The organism is Pseudomonas sp. TE21394, assembly GCF_054057835.1.
On the sequence record NZ_JBSRZR010000001.1, the window covers coordinates 3,454,733 to 3,476,418 of the forward strand.

Sequence of the window (21,686 nt, forward strand, 5' to 3'; positions counted from 1 at the left end):
TTGGTTGACGGCGGGCAGGGACATTTCGGCCAAGTCTGCTGAAGGCGCTGCCGGGGAAAAATCGCTGCCGGCAAATACTTAGTTCAGGAATTTCTGAACTGAACGCGTGCGCAGCGGTTAGACTGCGCGCAAATACCGTTGTGGAACCGTTGCACCATGGCCTCGACCTTGCCCGACCTGAAACTGCTGCGCATCTTCGTCAGCGTGGTGCGCCACCAGGGTTTTGCCAACGCCCAGCGCGAGCTGAACCTGTCGACCTCGGCCATCAGTACCTACATGAGCCAGCTCGAAGGTGCCCTGGGCATCGTGCTGTGCCACCGTGGCCGTGGCGGCTTCAGCCTGACCAGCAAGGGCGAGCTGTTCCATCAGGAAACCCTGCGCCTGTTGGCCGAGCTGGACGGTTTCGAACAGTACGCCGCTGCCCTCAAGGGCGAGTTGCGCGGCACCCTCAACCTCGGCGTGATCGACTCCACGGTCGGTGACCGCGCCTTGCCGCTGGCCGAGGCCATCGGCGCCTATAGCCAGGAACATCCGGCGGTGCACCTGCACCTGTCGGTGTCCAGCCCTTACGAACTGCAACTGGGCGTGCAGGACAATCGCCTGGACCTGGCCATCGGGGCGTTTTCTTCGCGCATGAGCGGGCTGCTGTATCAGCCCCTGTACCGGGAACAGCACTGGTTGTATTGCAGTAGCCGCCACCCGCTGTATGGCGAGCGGCGTATCCCCGAGCAGGTGGTGACCCAGCAACGCATGGTCGGGCGCGGCTACTGGAGCCAGGCCGAGCTGGCCCGGCACGGCTTCAAGCACAGTGCGGCGACAGTGGAAAGCATGGAAGCGCAGCTGATCCTGATTCTTTCCGGGGCCTACATCGGCTACCTGCCCGAGCACTATGCGCAGGCCTGGGTCGACAAGGGCGACCTGCGCGTGCTGTCGCCTGCCACCTTCGGCTATCAGGCGCCGTTTTCCTTGATCATCCGCCGCGGGCGCAGCCGTGAACCGCTGATCCAGACCTTCCGCGACCTGTTGAAAAGCCAGCTCAACGTCGGCTGATGAACAAGGCGTGCACAACATTCCGTCGGGACGCCTTAAATTCCGGCAAATGCGGGCCGCCAAACTGATAGCGCTCTGCTACATATCAACTTGCGCTGATGATTTTTCCCCTAAATTATCCTGCAAGGATCGCCCAAGATGCGCATGAACTTGCCCGTCACCGAGCACGAAAGAACCTTCTCCAGCGATCAACGCCTGATATCCACCACCGACCTCAACAGCCGCATCACCTACTGTAACGATGCCTTCGTGGCAATCAGCGGTTTCACCTACGACGAGCTGGTCGGCCAACCGCATAACCTGGTGCGGCACCCGGACATGCCGCCGGCCGTGTTCGGCCATATGTGGGACACCATCAAGCAGGGCAAGCCGTGGATGGGCGTGGTCAAGAACCGGGCCAAGAACGGCGATTTCTACTGGGTCAGCGCCTATGTCACGGCCATTTACGAACAGGGCCGCATCAGTGGCTACGAGTCGGTGCGCTCGGTGCCCACGCGCGAGCAGATTCGCCGCGCCGAAGCGTTGTATGCACGCTTGCGCGCCGGCCGTGCGCCGGTGCCGTGGGTGGCCCGCCTGGGGCATGGCCTGGGCCACGGCTGGCCATTGATCGGGGCCGGCTTGCTGTCGGCGGCAGGCTACCTGTGGCTGCCGCCCTATGCGGCGTTGGGTGTACTGATGGCCAGCCTGCTGCTGGCCTGGTACCTGGTCGAGCTGCGCCAGAACCAGGCCATTCGCCGCACCTTGGCCGAACACCCCAAGGCCTTCACCAGCCCGCTGGTGGCACTGACCTACAGCGACAACCCAGGCCTGCAGGGCCAGCTTGACCTGGCCATCATCAGTGAAGAGGCGCGCCTGCAAACAGCCCTGACCCGCCTGGTCGATGCCGGGGTCGGGGTGAAATCGCGGGCAGCGCAGTCGGCTGGCCTGTCCGATGCCCAGGCGCAGATGCTCGACCGCCAGCGCAACGAGACCGATCAGTCCGCTACCGCCATCGCGCAGATGGCCGCCACCATCCAGCAAGTCACCCACAACGTGCAGAGCACGGCCCACGCCGCCGGCGATGCCGACCAGCTGGCGCAGCAGGGCAGTCAGCTGGCGTTGCAGAGCCTGAAGGCCATGGGCAGCATGAGCGATGCGGTGAATGACATCGGCCAGGCGGTCAATGCCCTGGCCGAGCAGACCCAGTCGATCGGCAGCGTGGTCGATGTGATCACTTCGATTGCCGAGCAGACCAACCTGCTGGCGCTGAACGCGGCCATCGAGGCTGCCCGCGCCGGCGAGCAGGGGCGCGGCTTTGCCGTGGTGGCGGATGAAGTGCGTTCGCTGGCCCAGCGCACCCGAGCCTCGACCGAGGAGATCCACCAGATCATCGCCTCGTTGCGCGCCGGGGCCGAGCGGGCGGTGAGCACTGCCAGCCGTGGCGAACAGATTTCCCGCGACAGCGTGCACAGTGTCGAGGCGGTGCAAGCGGCGCTGAGCGGGATTGCCCAGGCGGTCAGCCGAATCACCGGCATGAGCCAGCAGATGGCGACCGCGTCGGAGCAGCAGAGCCATGTGGCCGAGGATATCAACCAGCAGATCGTGAGGATCGCCCACCTGTGCGACGAGAGTGCCGGGCAGGCCAGGCAGGGCGCGGAAATCAGCCAGGACCTGGAGCGCATGGCCGAATACCTGCACAGCCTGGCGGAGCGCTTCAACCGCTGAGCTGGCCGGGGCCGCTTTGCCGGCCCCGGGTTTGTGGCAAACTGCTCCGGCCAAGGAGAACCCCATGCCCAGACCACGCTGCGAGCGCTGCCAGCGCCCGCTCGACCATTGCCTCTGCCCACTGATCCCGGCACTCGACAGCCGCACCCGCGTCATCCTGCTGCAGCACCCCAGTGAAACCACCCACGCGCTCAACACCGCCCGCCTGGCTGCCCTGGGCCTGACCAATGCCGAGTTGCGGGTCGGCGAGGTGTTCGAGGGCCTGGCCGCATTGCTGGCAACGCCCGGCTATCGGCCGGCCCTGTTGTTCCCGGGCGATCAGGCCCGGGTGCTGGCGCCTTACGAGCAGGCACACGACGAGCCCTTGCTGCTGATCGTGCCTGACGGTACCTGGCGCAAGGCGCGCAAGATGCTGTACCTGAACCCGCTGCTGGAGGCGTTGCCGAGGGTGACGCTGGGGGCTGTTGCGCCGTCGCGCTATCGGTTGCGCAAGGCGCCGGAGGCAGGGGCGTTGTCGACGATCGAGGCGGTGGTGGGGGCATTGAATGCACTGGAACAGCCAGCCAGCTTCGATGCGCTGCTGGCACCGTTCGAGGCATTGATCGAGGGGCAGATCAGGGCCATGGGTGTCGAGACATTCCAGCGTAACCACGGCACCGAGTGACGGCCGGGGCCGCAGAGCGGCGCCGGCAATCGCAAAACCGGTCAACGCATCTCAGGCAAACGCGCCTCGGTGCTCACTTCAGTAGCGGCCAGCGCCTCCGGCGGCAGCGAAATGCGCTGCTTGCTCAGCAGCTCACCCATGGTCGCCAGCACGCGGTAACGCGAGAATTCCTCGGTATAGCGCACCTCGGTGTAGCGGCGGTCGGCGTTGTACAGCTCGTTTTCACTGTCGAGCACGTCCAGCAGGGTACGCTGGCCCAGGCCGAACTGGTCCTGGTAGGCGGCACGCACGCGCTTGGTCGTTTCGGCGTATTCACGCGCGGTCGGCAGCTGCTTGCTGGCATTGTTCATGGCGTTCCACGCCAGGCTCAGGTTCTCGGTCAGCTCGCGCAGGGCGTTGTTGCGGATGTCCAGGGCCTGGTTGATCTTGTGTGCGTCAGACTGCAGGCGAGCCTTGTCGCTGCCGCCGCGGAACAGGTTGTAGTTCATCTCCACACCGGCCTGCCAGTCGTTGTTGTTGTGGCCTTTCTCGCCGCCGGTGTTGTTGTTGGCACCGGTGGCCAGGATGGCGTCGAAGCGTGGGTAGAACGTCGACTTGGCCACTTCGTACTGCTTCTCGGCGGCGTTGACATCAGCCTGGGCCGACTTGATGTACGGGTTGTTCTGGCGCATGCCCTCGCGCGCTTCTTCAAGGTTGGCGGGCATTGCCACCTTGATCGACTGCGGGGCCTCCAGCTCGTCCGGCATGCGGCCGACCACGCTGAAGAAGTTGGCCTCGGCGTCGGCAAGGTCGACTTCAGCGGTGTCCAGGTTGTTTTCCGCCAGGGCGCGACGTGCGCGGGACTGGTCCAGGTCGGCGGTGCTGCCGACCCCGCGCTCGTTGCGCAGGCCGATCTGGTCGTTGACCCGCAGGTGGGCTTGCAGGTTGTTCTTGGCGAGCGTTACCAGTTCACGGCGCTTGAGCACCTCCAGGTACACCTCGACCGCACGCAGGGCAACATCCTGGGCAATGGCCTGGGTGTAGTAGGCGCGGGAGGTCGAGACCGCCTCGGTGCGGCCCACTTCGTTCGAGGTGTTGAAGCCGTCGAAGATCATCTGCCGCAGGCGCAGCTCGGACTGGGTGTAGTTGAGGGTTTCCTTGTTGTGGTTGCCCTCGGCACGCGTGCTGGTGTTGTCCGAACGCTGGCGGCCATAGCCAGCGACCAGGTCCACGGAAGGGTAGTAGCCACCACGCGCAAATTTCACGTCTTCATCGGCCGACAGCTTGCTGTTGCGGTTGGAGCTGACTTGCGGATGGTAGTCCACGGCGCTTTGGACCGCTTCGGTGATAGACATCGCCTGTACGTTGGCACTCGCCAGGGCCAACAACAGTGCACTGGTGATGGGGTTCAAAACGCGCATGGTACATCTCCCTGATCCTGGAATTTATCCTGCAGTCGCCAAAAAAATGACGAAAAGGTTATCGCATATAGTGTTGCAGGTTTTTAACGACACAGCTAAGTACATTCAACGCGATGGATAAGAAGATTTCTTCATATCAAATTGCCATATAAGCGCTGAAAGGTCTAAAACCAAGACCTGCCTTCAAAGTAAATCGACGGTCAACAGACCGCGAAAGCCAATGGATAGAAGGGTTTGTGCGGGTTCCAGAACGAATATGGATAAGCACACCTACAGCTAGGCCAAATTGATATTTGGCGACAAAAAAATGTCACTTGGGCTTGTGCAGGGTTTTCTGACTGAGGATATACAGACTCACCAGTACGGCGCTGGCCAGCATGAAAATGCGCGCCCAGAACAGGGGCACCAGGTAGCACGACAGGCCGATGCTGGCCCACATCAGGCCGATAGCGTAGAGCTTGCCCTTGAGGGGGATGCCTTCACCACTGAGGTAGTCGCGAATCCACGGCCCGAGTTTGGGGTGGTGGACCAGCCAGTGGTGAAAGCGCGGCGAGCTGCGGGCAAAGCAGGCCGCAGCCAGCAGCAGGAACGGGGTGGTGGGCAAGACCGGCAGGAAAATCCCCAGCACCCCCAGCGCAACGCTGAGCCAGCCAGTGGCCAGCAGCACGTAGCGCACAGGCGACTCAGTGGTGGCGAGGCTTGAGCAGCGCCGGTTTCTCGTCAGGAGCGTGCAGCAGCAGGAACAGCGCGGTCAGCGCTTCGGGGATCTGTACGATCATGTCGTCCTGCAGGTTGGCATTGCTGGCGATGTCGGCGAACTCCGGCTGCTCGTCGAACAGGCCCGAACCGACCATGATCGGCAGCAGCATCTCGCTGACCTCTTCTTCGGCGTTTTCGAACCAGGCCTCTTCACGCAGGAACACGCCTTCCATGAAGCCGATGCACCAGCCGCGCAGGTCGGAATCGTCCGGCTCGTCGGTCAGGTCGAGCTCGCATGGCAATTCGAACTCGTCGTCGCTGGCCAGCTGGCGGGCGATATGTGCCTTGAGCGCAACCAGGGTGGCTTCGATTTCGGTGCGCTGGGCGTCGCTGGCGTAATGCGGCTCTTCGGCGAACAGGGCGTCGATCCACTCGCGCTCCGGCACTTCCTCGGCGTTGATCGAGAGGGCGGTGAGGTAGCCGTGGGCGGCGACATAGTCCAGCGCTTCTTCGTGCAGCTCGTCGGCATCGAGGAAGGCTTGCAGGCGGGTCAGTTGCTCGGCGAAGGACATTACATGGCTACCTTGGGGAATAAACGATAACGAATTCTAGCACCTTGCGACGGCGGTGGGGGAAAGGCAACGTCTATCACCGGGTGCCCTGCGCAGGGCGGTGCTGCGGTATACTCCGCGATTTTTCACCCAGGCGCCGGTTTTGCCGGCGGCCTGGCAAAAAACCGCTTACGCATTTGGCGTGTGCGGGGCGGGTTTTTCGTCCAGCCTGTGTCCAGGATGGTACGGCGATTTGTGGAGTTGCACATGCTCGAACAGGCTCAGCGCGTTCTCAAGGACGTCTTCGGCTACGACAGTTTCCGCGGGCGCCAGGCAGCGATCATCGACTGCGTGGCCAATGGCGGCGATGCCCTGGTGCTGATGCCCACCGGCGGCGGCAAGTCCTTGTGTTTCCAGGTGCCGGGGTTGTTGCGTCCGGGCCTGACGGTGGTGGTTTCGCCGCTGATCGCGCTGATGGATGATCAGGTTGCCACGCTCGATGAACTGGGCGTGCCGGCCGCCGCACTGAACTCCACGCTGACGCCCGAGCAGCAGCGTGAACTGGCCGGGCGCCTGCGGCGTGGCGAGGTGAAGATGCTGTACCTGGCGCCGGAGCGCCTGGTGCAGCCGCGCATGCTCGACTTCCTGCGTGACCTGGACATCGCCTTGTTCGCCATCGACGAAGCCCACTGCGTGTCGCAATGGGGGCATGACTTCCGCCCCGAGTACCTGCAACTGGGCCAGCTGGCCGAGCTGTTTCCGCATGTGCCGCGCATCGCCCTGACCGCCACCGCCGACATGCGCACCCGCGAAGAAATCGTCCAGCGCTTGCACCTGCAAGGTGCCGAGCGCTTCCTGTCGAGCTTCGACCGGCCCAACATCTTCTACCGCATCGTGCCCAAGGAGGCGCCGCGCAAGCAACTGATGGCGTTCCTCGGCGAGCGCCGTGGCAACGCCGGCATCGTCTATTGCCTGTCGCGCAAGAAAGTCGACGAAACCGCCGCCTTCCTCTGCGACCAGGGTTTCCCGGCGTTGCCCTATCACGCTGGCCTGCCTGCCGAGACGCGCGCGGCCAACCAGCACCGGTTCCTCAACGAGGAAGGGCTGATCATGGTCGCCACCATTGCCTTCGGCATGGGCATCGACAAGCCCAACGTGCGCTTCGTTGCCCACCTCGACCTGCCCAAGTCGCTGGAGGCGTACTACCAGGAGACCGGCCGGGCCGGGCGTGACGGCCTGCCGTCCGATGCCTGGATGGCCTACGGCCTGCAGGACATGGTGATGCTCAAGCAGATGCTGCAGAACTCCGAAGGTGACGAACGCCACAAGCGCATCGAGCAGCACAAGCTCGACGCCATGCTGGCGCTGTGCGAAGAAACCCGCTGCCGGCGCCAGGCGCTGCTGGCCTATTTCGACGAGGTGCTTGAACAGCCATGCGGGCACTGCGACAACTGTGTCGACCAGGTGCAGACCTGGGACGCCACCGAGCCGGCCCGCCAGGCGCTGTCGACGGTGTTCCGCACCGGCCAGCGCTACGGCGTTGGCCACCTGGTCGACGTACTGCTGGGCAAGGACACCGAGAAGGTACGCAATTTCGGCCACGAGAAACTCTCGGTGTTTGGCGTGGGCAAAGGTCTGGCCGAGGCCGAGTGGCGTTCGCTGTTCCGTCAGTTGGTGGCGCGTGGCCTGGTCGATATCGACCTGGAAGGCTATGGCGGCCTGCGCCTGTCCGACAGCTGCCGGCCGCTGCTGCGTGGCGAAGTGACCTTGCAGCTGCGCCGCGACTTCAAGCCGCAGACCAGCGCCAGGGCTGCGTCGTCCGGCGCTGGCAGCCCGGCCAGCCAGCTGGTGCGTGCCGAGGAGCGCGAACTGTGGGAGGCGCTGCGCACCTTGCGGCGCAAGCTGGCCGAGGAACACAGCGTGCCGCCCTACGTCATCTTCCCCGATTCGACCTTGCTGGAGATGTTGCGCAGCCAGCCGGTCAGCCTCAGCGACATGGCCCAGGTCAGCGGCGTGGGTGCGCGCAAGCTCGAGCGTTATGGGCAGGCCTTCCTCGAAGTGCTGAACAACAGCGGCGGCAGCGCCGAGGCGCCGAAAGTGGTGCTCGACCTGCGCCACGAGCTGGTCAGCCTGGCCCGTGCCGGCATGACCCCGGCGCAGATCGCCGGGCAGCTCAATTGCAGCGAGAAGAACGTCTATAGCCTGCTGGCCGAGGCGTTGGGCCGTCAGGAACTGAGCCTGGAGCAGGCGCTGGACCTGCCGGAAGACCTGTTGATGGAAGTGCAGGATGCCTTCCTCGACGGCGAGGGCGAGCTGCCACCGGTATCGGCCATCGCGCCGTTGTTCGGTGGCCGCGTGCCAGAAGGCGTGCTGTATTGCGTACGGGCGGCGCTGGCAGCCGAATTCGAGTTGTGACCGGCATCAGGCTCGGCGGCATCGCCGCCATCTGCTGACCTTGGTCATGTTTTTTGACGATAATTGGACATACACCAGAGCCCGCACCTTGCCTCGTGGGGCGGGTCATGGTTAGCTGCCTAATAATTAGATCTGTTCAATGAGTTGCCTATGCCCCTGACCGACAACCAACACCGCTTCGGCATGCAGCTGGCCCAGATGTCCCGCGGCTGGCGTGCCGAACTGGACCGCCGCCTGGCCGGGCTCAACCTGTCCCAGGCGCGCTGGCTGGTGTTGCTGCACCTGGCCCGTTTCGAAGACGCCCCGACCCAGCGCGAGCTGGCCCAGAGCGTGGGGGTCGAAGGCCCGACCCTGGCGCGCCTGCTCGACAGCCTGGAAGCGCAGGGGCTGGTGCGCCGGCAGGCGGTACTGGAAGACCGGCGGGCGAAGAAGATCGTGCTCTGCCCTCCGGCCAAGCCGCTGATCGACCAGATCGAGACCATTGCCAACCAGCTACGGGTGGAACTGTTCACCGGGGTGGACGATGCCGACCTGCAGGTGTGCATGCGGGTGCATGCCAGGATCCTGGCCAACCTGGAGAAATCCTGAGGGACCTTGGGGCCGCTTTGCGGCCCTGACGATTCAGAAGGTATGCCCCAGGTTCAGGTACACCGCCTGCTCATGCGCGTTGTTGGCGCCATAGGTGAAATTCAACGGCCCCAATGGCGTCTCCAGCCCCAGGAAAATGCTGGCGGCATTGATGTAGCCACTGTCGAAAGCGTTGTCGTTGTTCCACGCCCGCCCACGTTCCAGCGACCCGCCAAGGTACAACGGGAAGTCCAGCGGCAGGTAGGCCCGTGGTGTCAGGCGGCGATAATAGACCATGCGCATCAGGCTCATGTTCTGCCCTGACACCGAGTCCTGGCGGAACCCTGACAGTTCTCTTGCCCCTCCCAGGACGAAACTTGACGTGACCACTTCGGTGGCATCCAGCGTGCGCCCGTAGCGTCCCCCCAGCACCAGGGTGTTCGGCCCGCTGCTGATGGCTTTGTCCAGGTTGAACATCCACTGCCGGTAATCCTGGTCGGAGTCCAGCGACTTGTCGTAGTTGCGCAAGGTCAGGCCGATGTCCTCGCCGCGGTGCGGGAAGTACACGTTGTCGAGGGTGTCGAACGAGTATTTCAGCTCGTAGAAGCCTTCGTTGAAACTGACCTTGGGCAGGTCCTGGTCGCCGATGCGCACCTCGGCCTCGCCCCAGGCCTTGCCCACGCCCAGGCGCACCTCACCGTTGGTACCGATCTGCCGCCCTACGTTCAGGCCGAAGCCGTAACGCTCCAGGCGGTACTCGGCGACCGGATCGTTGTCCAGGGTCGCTTCGATGTTCTGCGAGTTGAAGTCCAGGTACGGCGCGATGAAATAGCGCGAACCCACGTCCAGCGGCTGGTAGAACTCGCTATAGAGCTCCTGCTGGTCGCCGATCTGGCCACGAGTCAGCCATTCGGCGCCGAGGCTGTTGATGCCGTTGACGCGGTAGCTGGCACCCAGGTTGAAGGCGCTGTCACCGCGCAGGTCGTCCGACAGGTTGAGGCCCAGGCGCAGGTAATCGGTACCACCGCGTCGGCCCCGGGCATTGATCACCAGGGTGTTGTCGTCGCCCTTGTGTACCACGCGATATTGCACCCGGTCGAAGTAGTCCAGGCCATACAGCGTGCCCATGTCGGTCTGCAGACGGTCCAGCTCCAGCGGCGCACCGATTGGCTGGCGGATGTACGAACGGATGACGTCGTCGCTGACCTTGGAGTCGTTCTCGATCCGGATTGCGGTAATCACCGGGGTACGCTGGCGCGGCGAGCGGGCCACTGCCAGGCTGCTATCGGCCCCGGGCTGGCGCAGGGTGGCGAGGCGAGCGTCGAGCAGGCGGGTAGCACGGTAGCCGGCCTCGATCATGTCCCCGGCGCGGCCGAAATCGGTGACACCGAAGGCGGCCAGCGGCGGCTGGATGAGGATGTCGTCGCGGTGCAGGCTGGCCAGTTGCTCGTCCGAGTTGCGCCGGGTCATCAGGGTGATCGACTGGTTGAGCACATCGACCACCGTGGCCAGTTGCTTGCGGTCACGCAGTGGGGTGCCGATGTCGACCACGATGGCCAGGTCCACGCCCATTTCGCGGGCTACGTCCACCGGAATGTTATCGACCATGCCGCCGTCCACCAGCAGCCGGCCGTCCAGCTCGACTGGGGCGAACACCGCCGGGATCGACATGCTGGCACGGATCACCTGGGGCAGGTGGCCATGGCTGAACACCACTTTCTCGCCACTGGCGATGTCGGTGGCCACTGCCCGGAAAGGAATCGGCAGCCTGTCGAAGTCACGGGTGTCGGCGGTGTGCGCCAGCTTGCTTTCCAGCAGCAAGGACAGGTTCTGGCCCTGGATCACGCCCAGTGGCAGGCCCAGGCTGCCATCGTCGCGAAAGCTGAGTTTCTGCTTCACCAGGAAGTCGCGGTCGTCCTGCTTGCGCCGGAACGGCACGTCCTTGCGCGGTGGGGCATCGGACAGCGCCTGTTGCCAGTCGAGGGTGGTGGCAAGCTTTTCCAGCTCTTCGACACTGTAGCCCGAGGCGTACAGGCCGCCGATCACCGCGCCCATGCTGGTACCGGCGATGGCGTCGATGCGCACACCTTGTTGTTCAAGCGCCTTGAGCACACCAATGTGGGCCAGGCCGCGGGCCGCGCCGCCCGACAGCACCAGGCCAACCTTGGGCCTGGCCGCTTCGGTGGCAAAGGCCGTGAGCGAGGTGAGGGCAAGCAGGAAACAGAACAGCAAACGGCGCATCGTGAGTCTCAAACCATGGGCTAAAGACCGCTAGTATAAGCGGCCCCTCACCTGGAGACGTTTCACCATGGCCGACAGCAAACCTGAAATCGTGATCACCTACTGCACCCAGTGCCAGTGGCTGCTGCGTGCCGCCTGGCTGGCCCAGGAACTGCTCAGCACCTTTGCCGATGACCTCGGGCGGGTGGCACTGGAGCCGGGTACCGGGGGCATCTTCCGCATCACCTGCAATGGCGTGCAGGTCTGGGAGCGCAAGGCCGATGGCGGCTTCCCCGAGGCCAAGGTATTGAAGCAGCGGGTGCGTGACCAGATCGATCCGCAGCGTGACCTCGGGCACAACGACCGCTGATCAGGTGCCCTCGGCCGCAGGCCGTTGCCGGGGGGCCTGCTCGGCAGCCAGGCGGCTGGACAGCACGATGGCGAAGATGATCAGCGCGCCACCCAGCAGCATGCGCAGGGTCGGGGTTTCGGCGAACACCACCCAGGCCACCGCAATGCCGTAGACCGGCTCCATGCCGAACACCACGGCGGCGGTGCGCGCCTTGATCACGGCCAGGCTGGCAACGAAAAGGCTGTGGGCAACGCCGGTGCAGAAGATGCCGAGCAGGGCGATCCACAGCCAGTCCCGGCTGGCTACTTCGCCCAGGCCTGGCGCGGCGAACGCTAGCAGGCACAGGCCCACCACCAGGTTCTGCCACAGCGCCGCCTGTACCGCCGGCAGGCGGCCGGAGCCGGCGCGGTTGGTAAGAGACAGCAAGGCGAACAGCAGCCCCGACAGCAGCGCCCAGAGCAGGCCACCGGTGGCCTGGCTGGCCAGGTCGAATGCCGGAGTGACCAGCATCAATCCGATGCTCACCAGCAGCACCAGCATGGCTTCGTTGCGGCGGATCCGTTCGCGGAACAGCAGGCCCTCGAGAATCACGGTAAAAGCCGGGAAACTGGCAAAGCCTAGGGTGGCAATGGCCACGCCGCCGACTTTCACGGCGACGAAAAAGCTCACCCAATGGCCGGCCAGCAGCATGCCGCCAAGCAGCAGGCGACGGACGTCCTGGCCGCTCAGGCGTTGCCAGCCCGGGCCGGTCAGGCTGGCGAACAGGGCCAGGGCGAGCACGGCGAAGGCGGCGCGGCCGAACACGATGATTGCCGGGCTGGCGCTGGCGGCCAGCTTGCCGAAGACGCCGGTCAGGCCGAAGAACAGCGCGCCAATGTGCAGGGCGCCGAGAGCGGTGCGGTGGTTCATGAGGGGTCCTTGCTGAAGATCTTTGCTGGCAGTAGCGGCCTCTTCGCGGGCTTGCCGGGAAGAGGACGGCACAGGCAAAGTGTAAAGGTTCAGGCCAGCACGTTCTGTCGCAAGACTAGTGTGCGTTGTCGCCAGCCTCTCGCCGCAAAGCCAAAGGCGTGCAGCCGAATGCCCGCAACATCGCCGCCGAAAACGCGCTCTGCGAGCTGTACCCCACCTGCGCCGCAATCTCCCCCAGCGGCAGCAAGGTCTGCACTACCAGCCGCCGCGCCTTGAGCAAGCGTCGCTGGCGGATGTAGTCCATTGGCGTCATCCCGCACTCCGTAGTAAAGCGCGCGTGCAGGCGAGCACTGGACAACCCGGCGATGCGCGCCAGGTCGGCTACCTGCAACGGGTAAGCGGCATGCTCCTCGATATGCGCATCGAACGCCGCATACGGCAGCCGCTGGCAAGCACCGCTGCTGGCAGCCGCCATGGGGTTGAGGCTGGCCAGCAGCAGCGCGGCGCCTTGCCGGGCAATCAGCGGGTCGTGCACCGGGCTGGCCGCCAGCCAGTCCACCAGCTGTTGCTGGCGCTCGTTCAGGCCGAGGGCGGCGGGACGGTCCAGCAGCCTGCGGCTGGCATCGGCATGCTCACCCAGTTGCTCGCGCAACCATTGCTCCCCCGGCACATCCAGCACCAGGCAATCGCTGCCGTTATCGCTGGCGCAGATATGATGAGCGCCTGCCGGTACCACGACCAGCCCCTGGCGAGCGATCCCGGCGCCATGCCCCTGGACTTCGAACTCCAGGCGGCCGCGCAGGCCGAACACCAACTGCGGGTGTTCGTGGCTGTGGGCGATCAGGCTGTGGCGGTAATGGCGCAGCGAGAGGATCGGACCGGTCATGGGCAACGTCCTGGCGGGGCAGGCCCGCATTGTGCCTGATTCCCGACAGCCCATCACTCGTCACGGTTTTGCCATGGCTCTGTCATCCATGCCTGCCAGTCTCCAGCAAACTGCGCCGGAGCCTGCCCATGACCCATGCCGAACTGTCCCGTCCCTCGCGCAAGCAGCGCGTGCGAACCCTGTGGATCTCCGACGTGCACCTGGGTACCCGTGATTGCCAGGCCGAACATCTTGCGCAATTCCTCAAGGGCTACCAGGCCGACCGCATCTACCTGGTGGGCGATATCATCGATGGCTGGAAGCTGCGCAGCGGAATCTACTGGCCGCAGGCCCACACCAATGTGCTGCGCCGCTTGCTGACCATGAGCAAGCGCGGTACCGAAGTGATCTACGTCACCGGCAACCATGACGAATTCCTGCGCCGTTATTCCAGGCTGATGCTCGGCAATATCCAGCTGGTGGACGAGGCTGAGCACCTGACCGCCGATGGCCGTCGGCTGCTGGTGATCCATGGCGACCAGTTCGATGTGATTACCCGTTACCATCGCTGGCTGGCGTTTCTTGGTGATCGGGCCTACGAGTTTACCTTGGTGCTCAACCGCTGGCTCAACCGCTGGCGGGCCCGCTATGGATACGGCTACTGGTCACTGTCGGCATACCTCAAGCACAAGGTCAAAGGCGCGGTGAACTTCATCAGCGATTTCGAGGATGCCATTGCCCACGAGTGCACCCGCCGTGGTTTTCACGGCGTGGTGTGTGGGCATATCCACCATGCCGAGATTCGCCGGGTGGGTGAGGTGGAGTACCTCAACTGCGGGGATTGGGTGGAGTCGTGTACGGCGCTGATCGAGCATTGGGATGGCACGATCGAGCTGTACCGGTTGGCCGAGGCGCAGGCGCGGGAGGCCCGGCAGGCCGGGGCACTGCGGGAGCCGGCGTAATGCTTCAGGCGCGAAAATCTACAGGCTGATCTTGCCCAGCAGGATATCCCTGAACATCACGAAATCCCCGGCCAGGCTGTACAACGGGTGGGTAAAGGTGGCAGGCCGGTTCTTTTCGAAAAAGAAATGCCCGACCCAGGCGAAGCCGTAGCCGAACACCGGCAGGGCCAGCAGCAGGGCCCATTTGCCACTGCCGATGGTGTAGGCCAGCAGGGCAATCACCAGGCTGGTACCGACAAAGTGCAGGCGGCGGCAAGTGGAGTTGCTGTGTTCCCCCAGGTAGTACGGATAGAACTCGGCAAAACTGCGAAACTGCGCTGTGCGGTTCATGGCACTGCTCCGGCAGATACTTTTGGACAGGATGCACGGCGTGGAGCCTGATTCGAGTCTAGAGTGACTGGCGAGGCCTTCCAGTGACAATGGGCGCCAATTGAGTATCCTTGGGGGCACCGCAGGAGCGGTCTGCACAGTCATGAGCGAAAGAACCACGTCAGCCAGCTGGGCAACTGGGATCGTGAAGGCACTCGAGCTGGAAGGGCTGGACTGCCGGGCCATGTTCAAGCAGCTGGGGCTGGACTTCACTGCCCTGGACGACCCCGATGCGCGCTTCCCGCAGGACGCCATGACCCGCCTGTGGCAACTGGCGGAGGAGCTGTCCGGCAATGAGGCCATTGGTCTGAACATGGCGCGGGTGGTGCGCCCGGCGTCGTTCCATGTGGCGGGTTATGCGTTGATGTCCAGCCGCACCCTGGCCGAGGGTTTCGAGCGCCTGGTACGCTACCAGCGCATCATCGCCGAAAGCTGCGACCTGAGCTTCGTCGCCGACCCCGAAGGGTATTCGCTGATCCTGACCGTGCACGGCGACCATCTGCCGCCGACCCGGCACAGTGCCGAAGCGTCGCTGGCCTGCGGGCTGGCATTGTGCTCATGGCTCAGCGGCCGACCGGTGCAGCCGCGCCGGGTGCTGCTGCAGGGGCCGCCACCCAAGCATGTCGAGCCTTACAAGGCGGCGTTTCATGCCCCGCTGGTGTTCGCTGCGGCGCACGATGCGCTGCTGTTCGAGCGGGCCGACATGGAGGCACCGTTGCCCACCGCCAATGAAGCCATGGCGGTGCTGCACGACCGGTTTGCCGGGGAATACCTGGCGCGTTTTTCCGAAACCCGGGTAACCCACCGGGTACGCCAGGTGCTGTGCCGCATTCTGCCGCAGGGCGAGCCCAAGCGCGAAACCCTGGCCCAGGCCCTGCACCTGTCGCAGCGCACCTTGCAGCGGCGGTTGCAGGAAGAAGGCACCAGTTTCCAGGCATTGCTCGACGACACCCGTCGCGAACTGGCCGAACAGTACCTGGCACAACCAGGTATGACCCTGCTGGAAACCGCCTACCTGCTGGGTTTCGCCGACCCCAGCAACTTCTACCGGGCGTTCCGCCGCTGGTTCGATACCACGCCCAGCGAGTACCGTGCCCGCCTGGGCGCTACGGCCGCGGGGCTCAGTGACGCCAGAACGCTGGCATACACAGCACTAGCACGGTGATGATCTCCAGGCGGCCGAGCAGCATGCCGCTGGAGAGGATCCACTTGGCCGCGTCCGGCAGGCTGGCATAGTTGCCTGACGGGCCGATCACCTCACCCAGGCCCGGGCCTACACCGGAGACCGTGCCGGCAGCACCGGTCAGGGCGGTCATCCAGTCTACGCCCAGCAGCGACAGCAACAGTGCCATCACGCAGATGGTGATGGCGAAGAAGAACGAGAAGGTCAGGATCGAGCGCACGATTTCTTCGTCAAGGCGGTGACCGTTGTACTTCTGCTTGATCACCGCGCGCGGGTGGATCAGCTGATTGAGGCTGGCCTTGAGCAGAATGTAGGCGACCTGGAAGCGGAAGATCTTGATGCCGCCGGCGGTCGAGCCGGAGCAGCCCCCGACGAAGCCCAGGTAGAAGAACAGCATCAACGAGAAGTTACCCCACAGGCTGTAGTCGCCCAGGGCGAAGCCGGTGGTGGTAACCACCGAGGTCACATTCAGGGCCACGTGGCGCAGGGCGTCGAGCCAGTGCATCTGGGTGGTGGCCCAGTACCAGGTGCCTAGCACCAGCCAGGTGACCAGCAGCATGCCGAGCAAGCCCTGTACCTGCTGGTCGCGAAGCAGCGCCTTGCGGTTGCCACGCAGGGTCGCGACATACAGCGTGAAGGGCAGGCTACCGAGGATCATCACCACCACCGCGACCCAGTGCACGGCGGGGATGTCCCATTTCGCCAGCGACTGGTCGGAGGTGGAAAACCCGCCGGTGGAAATTGCCGACATGGCGTGGTTGATGGCATCGAAGGGGCTCATCCCGGCCCACCAGAAGGCCAGCGCGCCGAGGATCGAAAAGCCGACGTACACCCCCACGATCGACTTGGCGACCATATGCGAGCGTGGCATGACCTTCTCGGAACGGTCGGACGATTCGGTCTGGAACAGGCGCATGCCACCGATGCGCAGCAGTGGCAGGATCGCTACCGCCATGCCGATGAAGCCGATGCCGCCAAGCCAGTGCAGCATCGAGCGCCACATCAGGATGCCCGGTGACATGCTGTCGAGCCCGCTGAGCACGGTAGCACCGGTGGCGGTGATGCCCGACATGCTTTCGAAGAAGGCGTCGGTGTAGCTGATGTGCTGGGTCAGCAGGAAGGGCAGGGCGGCGAACACGCACACCACCAGCCAGCTGCTGACCGTCAGCAGGTACATGTCGCGCGGGCGCAGGTGCACATGCTCGGGGCGGCCCTGGACCACCAGGGCCAGGCCGGCGAGGAAGGTGACCAGGCTAGACCAGAGGAACGACGGCATGTCACCGGTGCGTTCGAAGATCACCAGGGTCGCCATGGGCACGGCCATGCTGACAGCGAGGGTAATCAGGAAGATGCCGATGATGAAACCAATGATCCTTAAGGTCGGCAACGCCATGTGATCTGCTCTGACTCGAAACGGAAGGGCGCCATTCTACCTATGGGTCTGGTGATGTAAACGCTAGAATGGCGCCACATTCACCTGCCAGGAGGGTAGCCGATGGAGGCTCTCGACGCATTGCTCAACCGTGTTTCCGTGCCACGCCTGACTGACCCGGCCCCCAATGCCGCCCAGCGCGAGGCGCTGTTCCAGGCCGCGCTGCGTGCCCCGGACCACGGCCAGCTGCGGCCTTGGCGGTTCCTTACCATCGAAGGCCAGGGCCGCGAGAAACTGGGCGAGCTGTTCGCTGAAGCACTGCAGCGCAAGGGCGATGCCAGCCAGGCTGCACTGGACAAGGCCCGCGCCATGCCGTTGCGGGCGCCGTTGCTGATCGTGGTGATTGCCCGCGTGCAGGACCATTTCAAGGTGCCTGGTTCCGAGCAGCGCCTGGCGGCGGGCTGTGCGGCGCATGGCATCCTGATTGCGGCGCATGCGCAAGGGATCGGGGCGGTATGGCGAACCGGTGACATGGCCTACGATGTCCATGTGCACAAGGGCCTGGGGCTGGCTGAGAACGAGGAGCTGATTGGCTACCTGTATGTCGGTACGCCACTGGCCGAGCCGCGTACGGCGCCGGTTCTGGACATCACTGATTTCGTCAGCGCCTGGGGCGAATAACCGCCGAGAATGCCGGGGCTGCGCAGTAGACCCGGCCATTTCAAGCCGGGACTGCTTCCGCAGGCAACTCCAGCCTGGCCACGAATCCGCCCTGTGGGTGGTTCTCCAGCACCAGGCTGCCGCCATGGCGCTCCGCCGCCTTGCGTGCAATCGCCAACCCCAGCCCATGCCCCGGCGCTTCCTGCCCCGGCGCGCGGAAGAATGGCTCACCGAGCTGTTGCAGATGCTCGGCCGCCGCCCCGGGCCCATGGTCGCGTACGCTCACCAGGATGCGGCCTTGCTCGCGCGCGGCGCTGATTTCGATCGGCTGGCCCACCGGGTTGAAGCGCAGCGCGTTGCGTAGCAGGTTGTCCACGGCGCGCTCGATCAGCGTTGGCCAACCTTGCAAGGTCAAGCCCGGCTGCGCCTCCAGGCGCACGTCCTGCTCCGGCGCACTGAGCTGTGCATCCTTGCGCACGCTGCCGAGCACGGCATTGAGGTCGACCGGCTCGGCATGGGCCTGTTCGGCATCGACCCGCGCCAGAGTGAGTATTTCGCTGATCAGGTCTTCCAGACGGTCGCATTCGCGAGTCAGCCGCGGCCACAGCGCCTCCCGCTGCCCAGGTTCGGCGCGCTCGGCCAGGGCCAGGGCGATGCGCAGCCTTGCCAGCGGTGAGCGCAGTTCATGGGACACGTCGCGCAACAACTGGCGCTGGCTGCCGATGGTGCTTTGCAGGCGTGCGCCCATCTTGTTGAAGTCCTTGGCCAGCACGCCGAACTCGTCGCGCCGCGCCGCCAGTTGCGCCAGGCTGTTCTGCTGGTAGGTGGTCTGGCCCAGGTCGTGCACGGCGCTGCGCAGGCGGCTGAGCGGGCGGGTGATTGACAGCGTTACCAACAGGCTGAACAGGGTCAGTACCACCAGTGCGATCCCCAGGGCGCTGAGCGGCCACAGCAGGCTTTCACGGTGCCAGGCAACCAGTGCCGGGTGGGGGATACGGTAGATCAGCAGGTAGGTCTCGCCTGTGTCGGGGCTGGTGTATTCCTCGGTCAGCCGGCGCCAGGGCAGGCGCCGCTGGTCGTTGTGCTGGCGTGCCTCCAAAGCTGCCGCACGGCGCGGGAAGGTGCCGGGCACGACGGCTTCGCCACTGTCGTCGAGCACTTGCACGTCGATCTTGAAGCGCTCTTTGCGTCGCTCCAGGAACTGCTGTGCCGAAGCCAGGCCTTCCTGCTCGTAGTGCCTGGCCCACTGGCTGGCCAAGGTATTGAGGCCCGGGTGGCGGCTCAGGATCCAGGCATCCTGGTTGAGCATGTGGCCCAGCAGGATCGACAGGCCCGCGACCAGGGCGATGGCCAGCCAGAAACTGGCCAGGACGCGCCAGAACAGTGAACGCAAGTGCACCTCCTAAACGGAAAAACCCGGCCCGCTCTGGGCGGGCCGGGCACAAGCTGTCAGCTTACTGGGCCTTGGCGCCTTTTTCAGCTTTCCAGGCCTGGAACTCCTGCCACTCGGCTTTACGGGCGGCGCGTTCCTTCTGCAACTCGTCGAACTGCTTCTGCTGCTCCGGCTTGAGCAGGGCACGGACCGCGCTGTCGGTCTTGTCGCGGCTGGCCTGCAGCTCGTCCTTCATGGCCTTCTGGTCGGCCGCTGGCAGCTTGGACAGGTAGCGCTCGGTGATCTCGCGGCGCTGCTTCATCTGTTCGCCCATCAGCTTGCCGATCTGCTGGCGCTGGTCACGGCTCAGGTCCAGCTGGTGGAACGGCGCGTCACCGCGATGATGCGGGCCGCCGTGGCGCGGGCCGTCTTCAGGCATGGCCAGGGCCACGGTCGGCAGGGCGGCGGCAAACATCAGGGCGATAAGGGTCTTGCGCATGGTGTCTCTCCTTTCATGGGCCGGTGTCTACCGGATGAACACAGTCTAGGGAGAGCACCGTCAAGCGCCGTCAGCGGAGGGTAAAGGCTCGGTAAAGAGGGTCAGAGGCAGTAGTAATAGCCGCGGCTGCGCAGGGCCACGATGCGCGGGCGGCCATCGGCGTGCGGGCCGATCTTCTTGCGCAGGTTGCTGACGTGCATGTCCAGGCTGCGGTCGTACAGGGTCAGTTTGCGGCCCAGGCCGATCTGCGCCAGTTCCTGCTTGTCCAGCGGCTCGCCCGGTTGGCGCAGCAGGGCTTCGAGAATGCGGCTCTCGGACAGGGTCAGGGTCATTTCGCGGCCATCGATGCTGGCCACGCCACGGGCAGGGCTGTAGACCAGGTCGCCCAGCTCCACCTGGCTGCTGGTGGCGGCAGGGTGGCTGCGGCGCAGCACGGCGCGCAGGCGGGCGGTGAGTTCACGTGGGTCGCACGGTTTGGCCAGGTAATCGTCGGCGCCCAGTTCCAGGCCGAGAATGCGGTCCAGCGGTTCGCCGCGGGCCGAAAGCATTACCACTGGCAGCTCGGCATGCTCGCTGCGCAACTGCTTGAGCAGCTCCAGGCCACTGCCATCGGGCAGCATCACATCCAGCACCACGGCCGCCGGGGCATGCGTGGCCAGGGCCTGGCGGGCGCTCTTGCCATCATGGCAGGCACGCACGGTGAACCCTTCCTGGGTCAGCCAGCTGCCAAGCAGTTCGCACAGTTCCTGGTCATCATCAATCAGTAACAGCTCGCTCATGACTCACTCAATTCAACCATTGACGGCGACTATTCGGCCCGCCAGTGGCAAAGATACCGCAGACTGATGGCAATCGTATAACTGCCGGCACCGCGCCAGCCTTCGCGAGCAAGCCCGCGAAAGATGCCGACGCGTATCAGGTCAAGGCAGCACTTGCTTGAATGGCTTGACCACAACCTTGTCGTATACGCCCGCTGCAATGTAAGGGTCGGCATCGGCCCAGGCCTGCGCCGCCGCCAGGGAAGCGAACTCGGCAACGATCAGGCTGCCGCTGAAACCCGCTTCGCCCGGGTCATTGCTATCGATGGCCGGGTGCGGGCCGGCCAGCACCACGCGGCCTTCGGCTTTCAGTTGCTGCAGGCGCTCGATGTGCGCCGGGCGGGCAGCCAGGCGTTTTTCCAGGGAGTTTGCGACGTCGCTGGCGATGATGGCGTAGAGCATGTCAATCCTTGGGTTTGGAGGTAGAAGGGTCGTCGTGCAGGTGGCGCGACAGGTACACACCTTGCGCCACCAGGAACATCACGGTCATGCCCAGGCTGCCGAACACCTTGAAGTCGACCCAGAAGTCCTGGAAGGTGAAGGCGACGAACAGGTTGGCCGCGCCGCAGAAAAGGAAAAAGCCGATCCAGGCCAGGTTCAGGCGGGTCCAGATGAGGTCGGGCAGGCTCAGCGCATGGCCCATGATGCGCTTGATCAGCACCCGGTCGCCGATGAAGTGGCTGCCGGCGAAGCCCAGGGCGAACAGCCAGTTGACCACCGGCGCCTTCCACTTGAGGAAGGTTTCGCTGTGAAAGGTCAAGGTCAGGCCGCCGAACACCAGGCACGCCACCAAAGTCAGCCACTGGCCCTTCTCCAGCTTGCGCTGACGCAGGAACAGCGCGCCGTAGACCACCAGCGAGCTGATGATCAGCATGGCCGTGGCGCTGTAGATCCCGCCGAATTCGAAGCTGTGGCCGGCGACCTCCATGGGGCGCGGGTCGAGCTTGTAGACGATGAAGAACAGCAACAGCGGAATGAAATCGATGAATTGTTTCACAATGGCAGCCAGAATCGGGATGTGACGGCATAATAACAAACATCGATTCCAGCGAAAG

At 64.5% G+C, this 21,686-nt stretch carries 22 protein-coding genes; 9 read left to right on the top strand and 13 right to left on the bottom strand.

Annotation, left to right across the window (positions count from 1 at the left end):
• The first annotated feature begins 156 nt into the window (after window positions 1-156).
• From ACVWZT_RS15845 to ACVWZT_RS15855, 3 genes are all read left to right on the top strand, one after another.
• Window positions 157-1,050 (top strand): LysR family transcriptional regulator, encoded by an 894-nt coding sequence (locus ACVWZT_RS15845; protein ID WP_186676283.1) that lies wholly within the window; start codon window positions 157-159, stop codon window positions 1,048-1,050.
• Window positions 1,051-1,188: 138 nt separating this feature from the next.
• Window positions 1,189-2,754 (top strand): methyl-accepting chemotaxis protein, encoded by a 1,566-nt coding sequence (locus ACVWZT_RS15850; RefSeq protein WP_296232404.1) that lies wholly within the window; start codon window positions 1,189-1,191, stop codon window positions 2,752-2,754.
• Window positions 2,755-2,818: 64 nt separating this feature from the next.
• The gene (locus ACVWZT_RS15855) at window positions 2,819-3,418 is read left to right on the top strand and encodes a tRNA-uridine aminocarboxypropyltransferase (RefSeq protein ID WP_296232407.1); all 600 of its coding nucleotides are present in this window, start codon (window positions 2,819-2,821) and stop codon (window positions 3,416-3,418) included.
• A gap of 41 nt (window positions 3,419-3,459) precedes the next feature.
• On the opposite strand, the gene ACVWZT_RS15860 is transcribed toward ACVWZT_RS15855, so the two are convergent.
• The 3 genes from ACVWZT_RS15860 to ACVWZT_RS15870 all read right to left on the bottom strand — a co-directional run bounded on the left by ACVWZT_RS15860 (window position 3,460) and on the right by ACVWZT_RS15870 (window position 6,089).
• Window positions 3,460-4,818 (bottom strand): TolC family outer membrane protein, encoded by a 1,359-nt coding sequence (locus ACVWZT_RS15860; RefSeq protein WP_296232408.1) that lies wholly within the window; start codon window positions 4,816-4,818, stop codon window positions 3,460-3,462.
• 310 nt (window positions 4,819-5,128) lie between these two features.
• Window positions 5,129-5,494, bottom strand: a complete 366-nt coding sequence (locus tag ACVWZT_RS15865) for a YbaN family protein (protein WP_296232409.1) — start codon at window positions 5,492-5,494, stop codon at window positions 5,129-5,131.
• A gap of 7 nt (window positions 5,495-5,501) precedes the next feature.
• Window positions 5,502-6,089, bottom strand: a complete 588-nt coding sequence (locus ACVWZT_RS15870) for a YecA/YgfB family protein (RefSeq protein WP_296232412.1) — start codon at window positions 6,087-6,089, stop codon at window positions 5,502-5,504.
• Window positions 6,090-6,335: 246 nt separating this feature from the next.
• Between ACVWZT_RS15870 and recQ the strand changes: the two genes are divergently transcribed.
• Together recQ and ACVWZT_RS15880 are read left to right on the top strand one after the other, a co-directional pair.
• On the top strand, window positions 6,336-8,483 hold the full coding sequence (gene recQ, locus ACVWZT_RS15875; protein WP_296232413.1) for a DNA helicase RecQ: 2,148 nt from the start codon (window positions 6,336-6,338) through the stop codon (window positions 8,481-8,483).
• Window positions 8,484-8,633: 150 nt separating this feature from the next.
• Complete coding sequence (locus ACVWZT_RS15880) at window positions 8,634-9,071, top strand: MarR family transcriptional regulator (protein WP_457470220.1); 438 nt, start codon at window positions 8,634-8,636, stop codon at window positions 9,069-9,071.
• A gap of 33 nt (window positions 9,072-9,104) precedes the next feature.
• Here ACVWZT_RS15880 and ACVWZT_RS15885 read toward each other — a convergent pair whose 3' ends face one another.
• Window positions 9,105-11,291: a patatin-like phospholipase family protein gene (locus ACVWZT_RS15885; RefSeq protein WP_457470222.1), complete on the bottom strand. Its 2,187-nt coding sequence runs from the start codon at window positions 11,289-11,291 to the stop codon at window positions 9,105-9,107.
• Window positions 11,292-11,358: 67 nt separating this feature from the next.
• Here ACVWZT_RS15885 and ACVWZT_RS15890 point away from each other — a divergent pair, with 67 nt between their 5' ends.
• A complete protein-coding gene (locus tag ACVWZT_RS15890; protein ID WP_296232415.1) occupies window positions 11,359-11,640 on the top strand; it encodes a SelT/SelW/SelH family protein in 282 nt (93 codons plus the stop codon).
• Here the strand turns inward: ACVWZT_RS15890 and ACVWZT_RS15895 are convergent, their stop codons facing one another.
• Window positions 11,641-12,531 carry a DMT family transporter gene (locus ACVWZT_RS15895; protein WP_457470223.1) on the bottom strand — a complete coding sequence of 297 codons (891 nt, stop codon included), beginning with the start codon at window positions 12,529-12,531 and terminating at the stop codon, window positions 11,641-11,643.
• 115 nt (window positions 12,532-12,646) lie between these two features.
• A complete protein-coding gene (locus ACVWZT_RS15900; protein WP_457470224.1) occupies window positions 12,647-13,417 on the bottom strand; it encodes an AraC family transcriptional regulator in 771 nt (256 codons plus the stop codon).
• A 128-nt stretch (window positions 13,418-13,545) separates the two neighbouring features.
• On the opposite strand from ACVWZT_RS15900, the gene ACVWZT_RS15905 reads away from it, so the two are divergent.
• A complete protein-coding gene (locus tag ACVWZT_RS15905; protein WP_457470226.1) occupies window positions 13,546-14,358 on the top strand; it encodes a UDP-2,3-diacylglucosamine diphosphatase in 813 nt (270 codons plus the stop codon).
• Between the two features lie 18 nt (window positions 14,359-14,376).
• On the opposite strand, the gene ACVWZT_RS15910 is transcribed toward ACVWZT_RS15905, so the two are convergent.
• Window positions 14,377-14,688 carry a DUF962 domain-containing protein gene (locus ACVWZT_RS15910; RefSeq protein WP_296232419.1) on the bottom strand — a complete coding sequence of 104 codons (312 nt, stop codon included), beginning with the start codon at window positions 14,686-14,688 and terminating at the stop codon, window positions 14,377-14,379.
• A 142-nt stretch (window positions 14,689-14,830) separates the two neighbouring features.
• Here ACVWZT_RS15910 and ACVWZT_RS15915 point away from each other — a divergent pair, with 142 nt between their 5' ends.
• Window positions 14,831-15,892 carry an AraC family transcriptional regulator gene (locus ACVWZT_RS15915; RefSeq protein WP_296232420.1) on the top strand — a complete coding sequence of 354 codons (1,062 nt, stop codon included), beginning with the start codon at window positions 14,831-14,833 and terminating at the stop codon, window positions 15,890-15,892.
• On the opposite strand, the gene ACVWZT_RS15920 is transcribed toward ACVWZT_RS15915, so the two are convergent.
• Window positions 15,849-17,303 (bottom strand): TrkH family potassium uptake protein, encoded by a 1,455-nt coding sequence (locus ACVWZT_RS15920; protein WP_289130991.1) that lies wholly within the window; start codon window positions 17,301-17,303, stop codon window positions 15,849-15,851. The two genes, ACVWZT_RS15915 and ACVWZT_RS15920, sit on opposite strands and share 44 nt — an antisense overlap.
• 102 nt (window positions 17,304-17,405) lie before the next feature.
• On the opposite strand from ACVWZT_RS15920, the gene ACVWZT_RS15925 reads away from it, so the two are divergent.
• Window positions 17,406-17,963 carry an NAD(P)H nitroreductase gene (locus ACVWZT_RS15925; protein WP_457470227.1) on the top strand — a complete coding sequence of 186 codons (558 nt, stop codon included), beginning with the start codon at window positions 17,406-17,408 and terminating at the stop codon, window positions 17,961-17,963.
• Between the two features lie 40 nt (window positions 17,964-18,003).
• Here ACVWZT_RS15925 and ACVWZT_RS15930 read toward each other — a convergent pair whose 3' ends face one another.
• The 5 genes from ACVWZT_RS15930 to ACVWZT_RS15950 all read right to left on the bottom strand — a co-directional run bounded on the left by ACVWZT_RS15930 (window position 18,004) and on the right by ACVWZT_RS15950 (window position 21,628).
• Window positions 18,004-19,341 (bottom strand): ATP-binding protein, encoded by a 1,338-nt coding sequence (locus ACVWZT_RS15930; RefSeq protein ID WP_457470229.1) that lies wholly within the window; start codon window positions 19,339-19,341, stop codon window positions 18,004-18,006.
• Window positions 19,342-19,396: 55 nt separating this feature from the next.
• On the bottom strand, window positions 19,397-19,813 hold the full coding sequence (locus ACVWZT_RS15935) for a Spy/CpxP family protein refolding chaperone (RefSeq protein WP_457470230.1): 417 nt from the start codon (window positions 19,811-19,813) through the stop codon (window positions 19,397-19,399).
• Window positions 19,814-19,914: 101 nt separating this feature from the next.
• Entirely contained in the window at window positions 19,915-20,592 is a 678-nt protein-coding gene (locus tag ACVWZT_RS15940; RefSeq protein ID WP_225778741.1) for a response regulator transcription factor, read from the bottom strand.
• Between the two features lie 141 nt (window positions 20,593-20,733).
• Window positions 20,734-21,033 carry a YciI family protein gene (locus tag ACVWZT_RS15945; protein WP_296232432.1) on the bottom strand — a complete coding sequence of 100 codons (300 nt, stop codon included), beginning with the start codon at window positions 21,031-21,033 and terminating at the stop codon, window positions 20,734-20,736.
• Window position 21,034: 1 nt separating this feature from the next.
• A complete protein-coding gene (locus ACVWZT_RS15950) occupies window positions 21,035-21,628 on the bottom strand; it encodes a septation protein A (protein ID WP_296232433.1) in 594 nt (197 codons plus the stop codon).
• Window positions 21,629-21,686 lie beyond the last annotated feature (58 nt).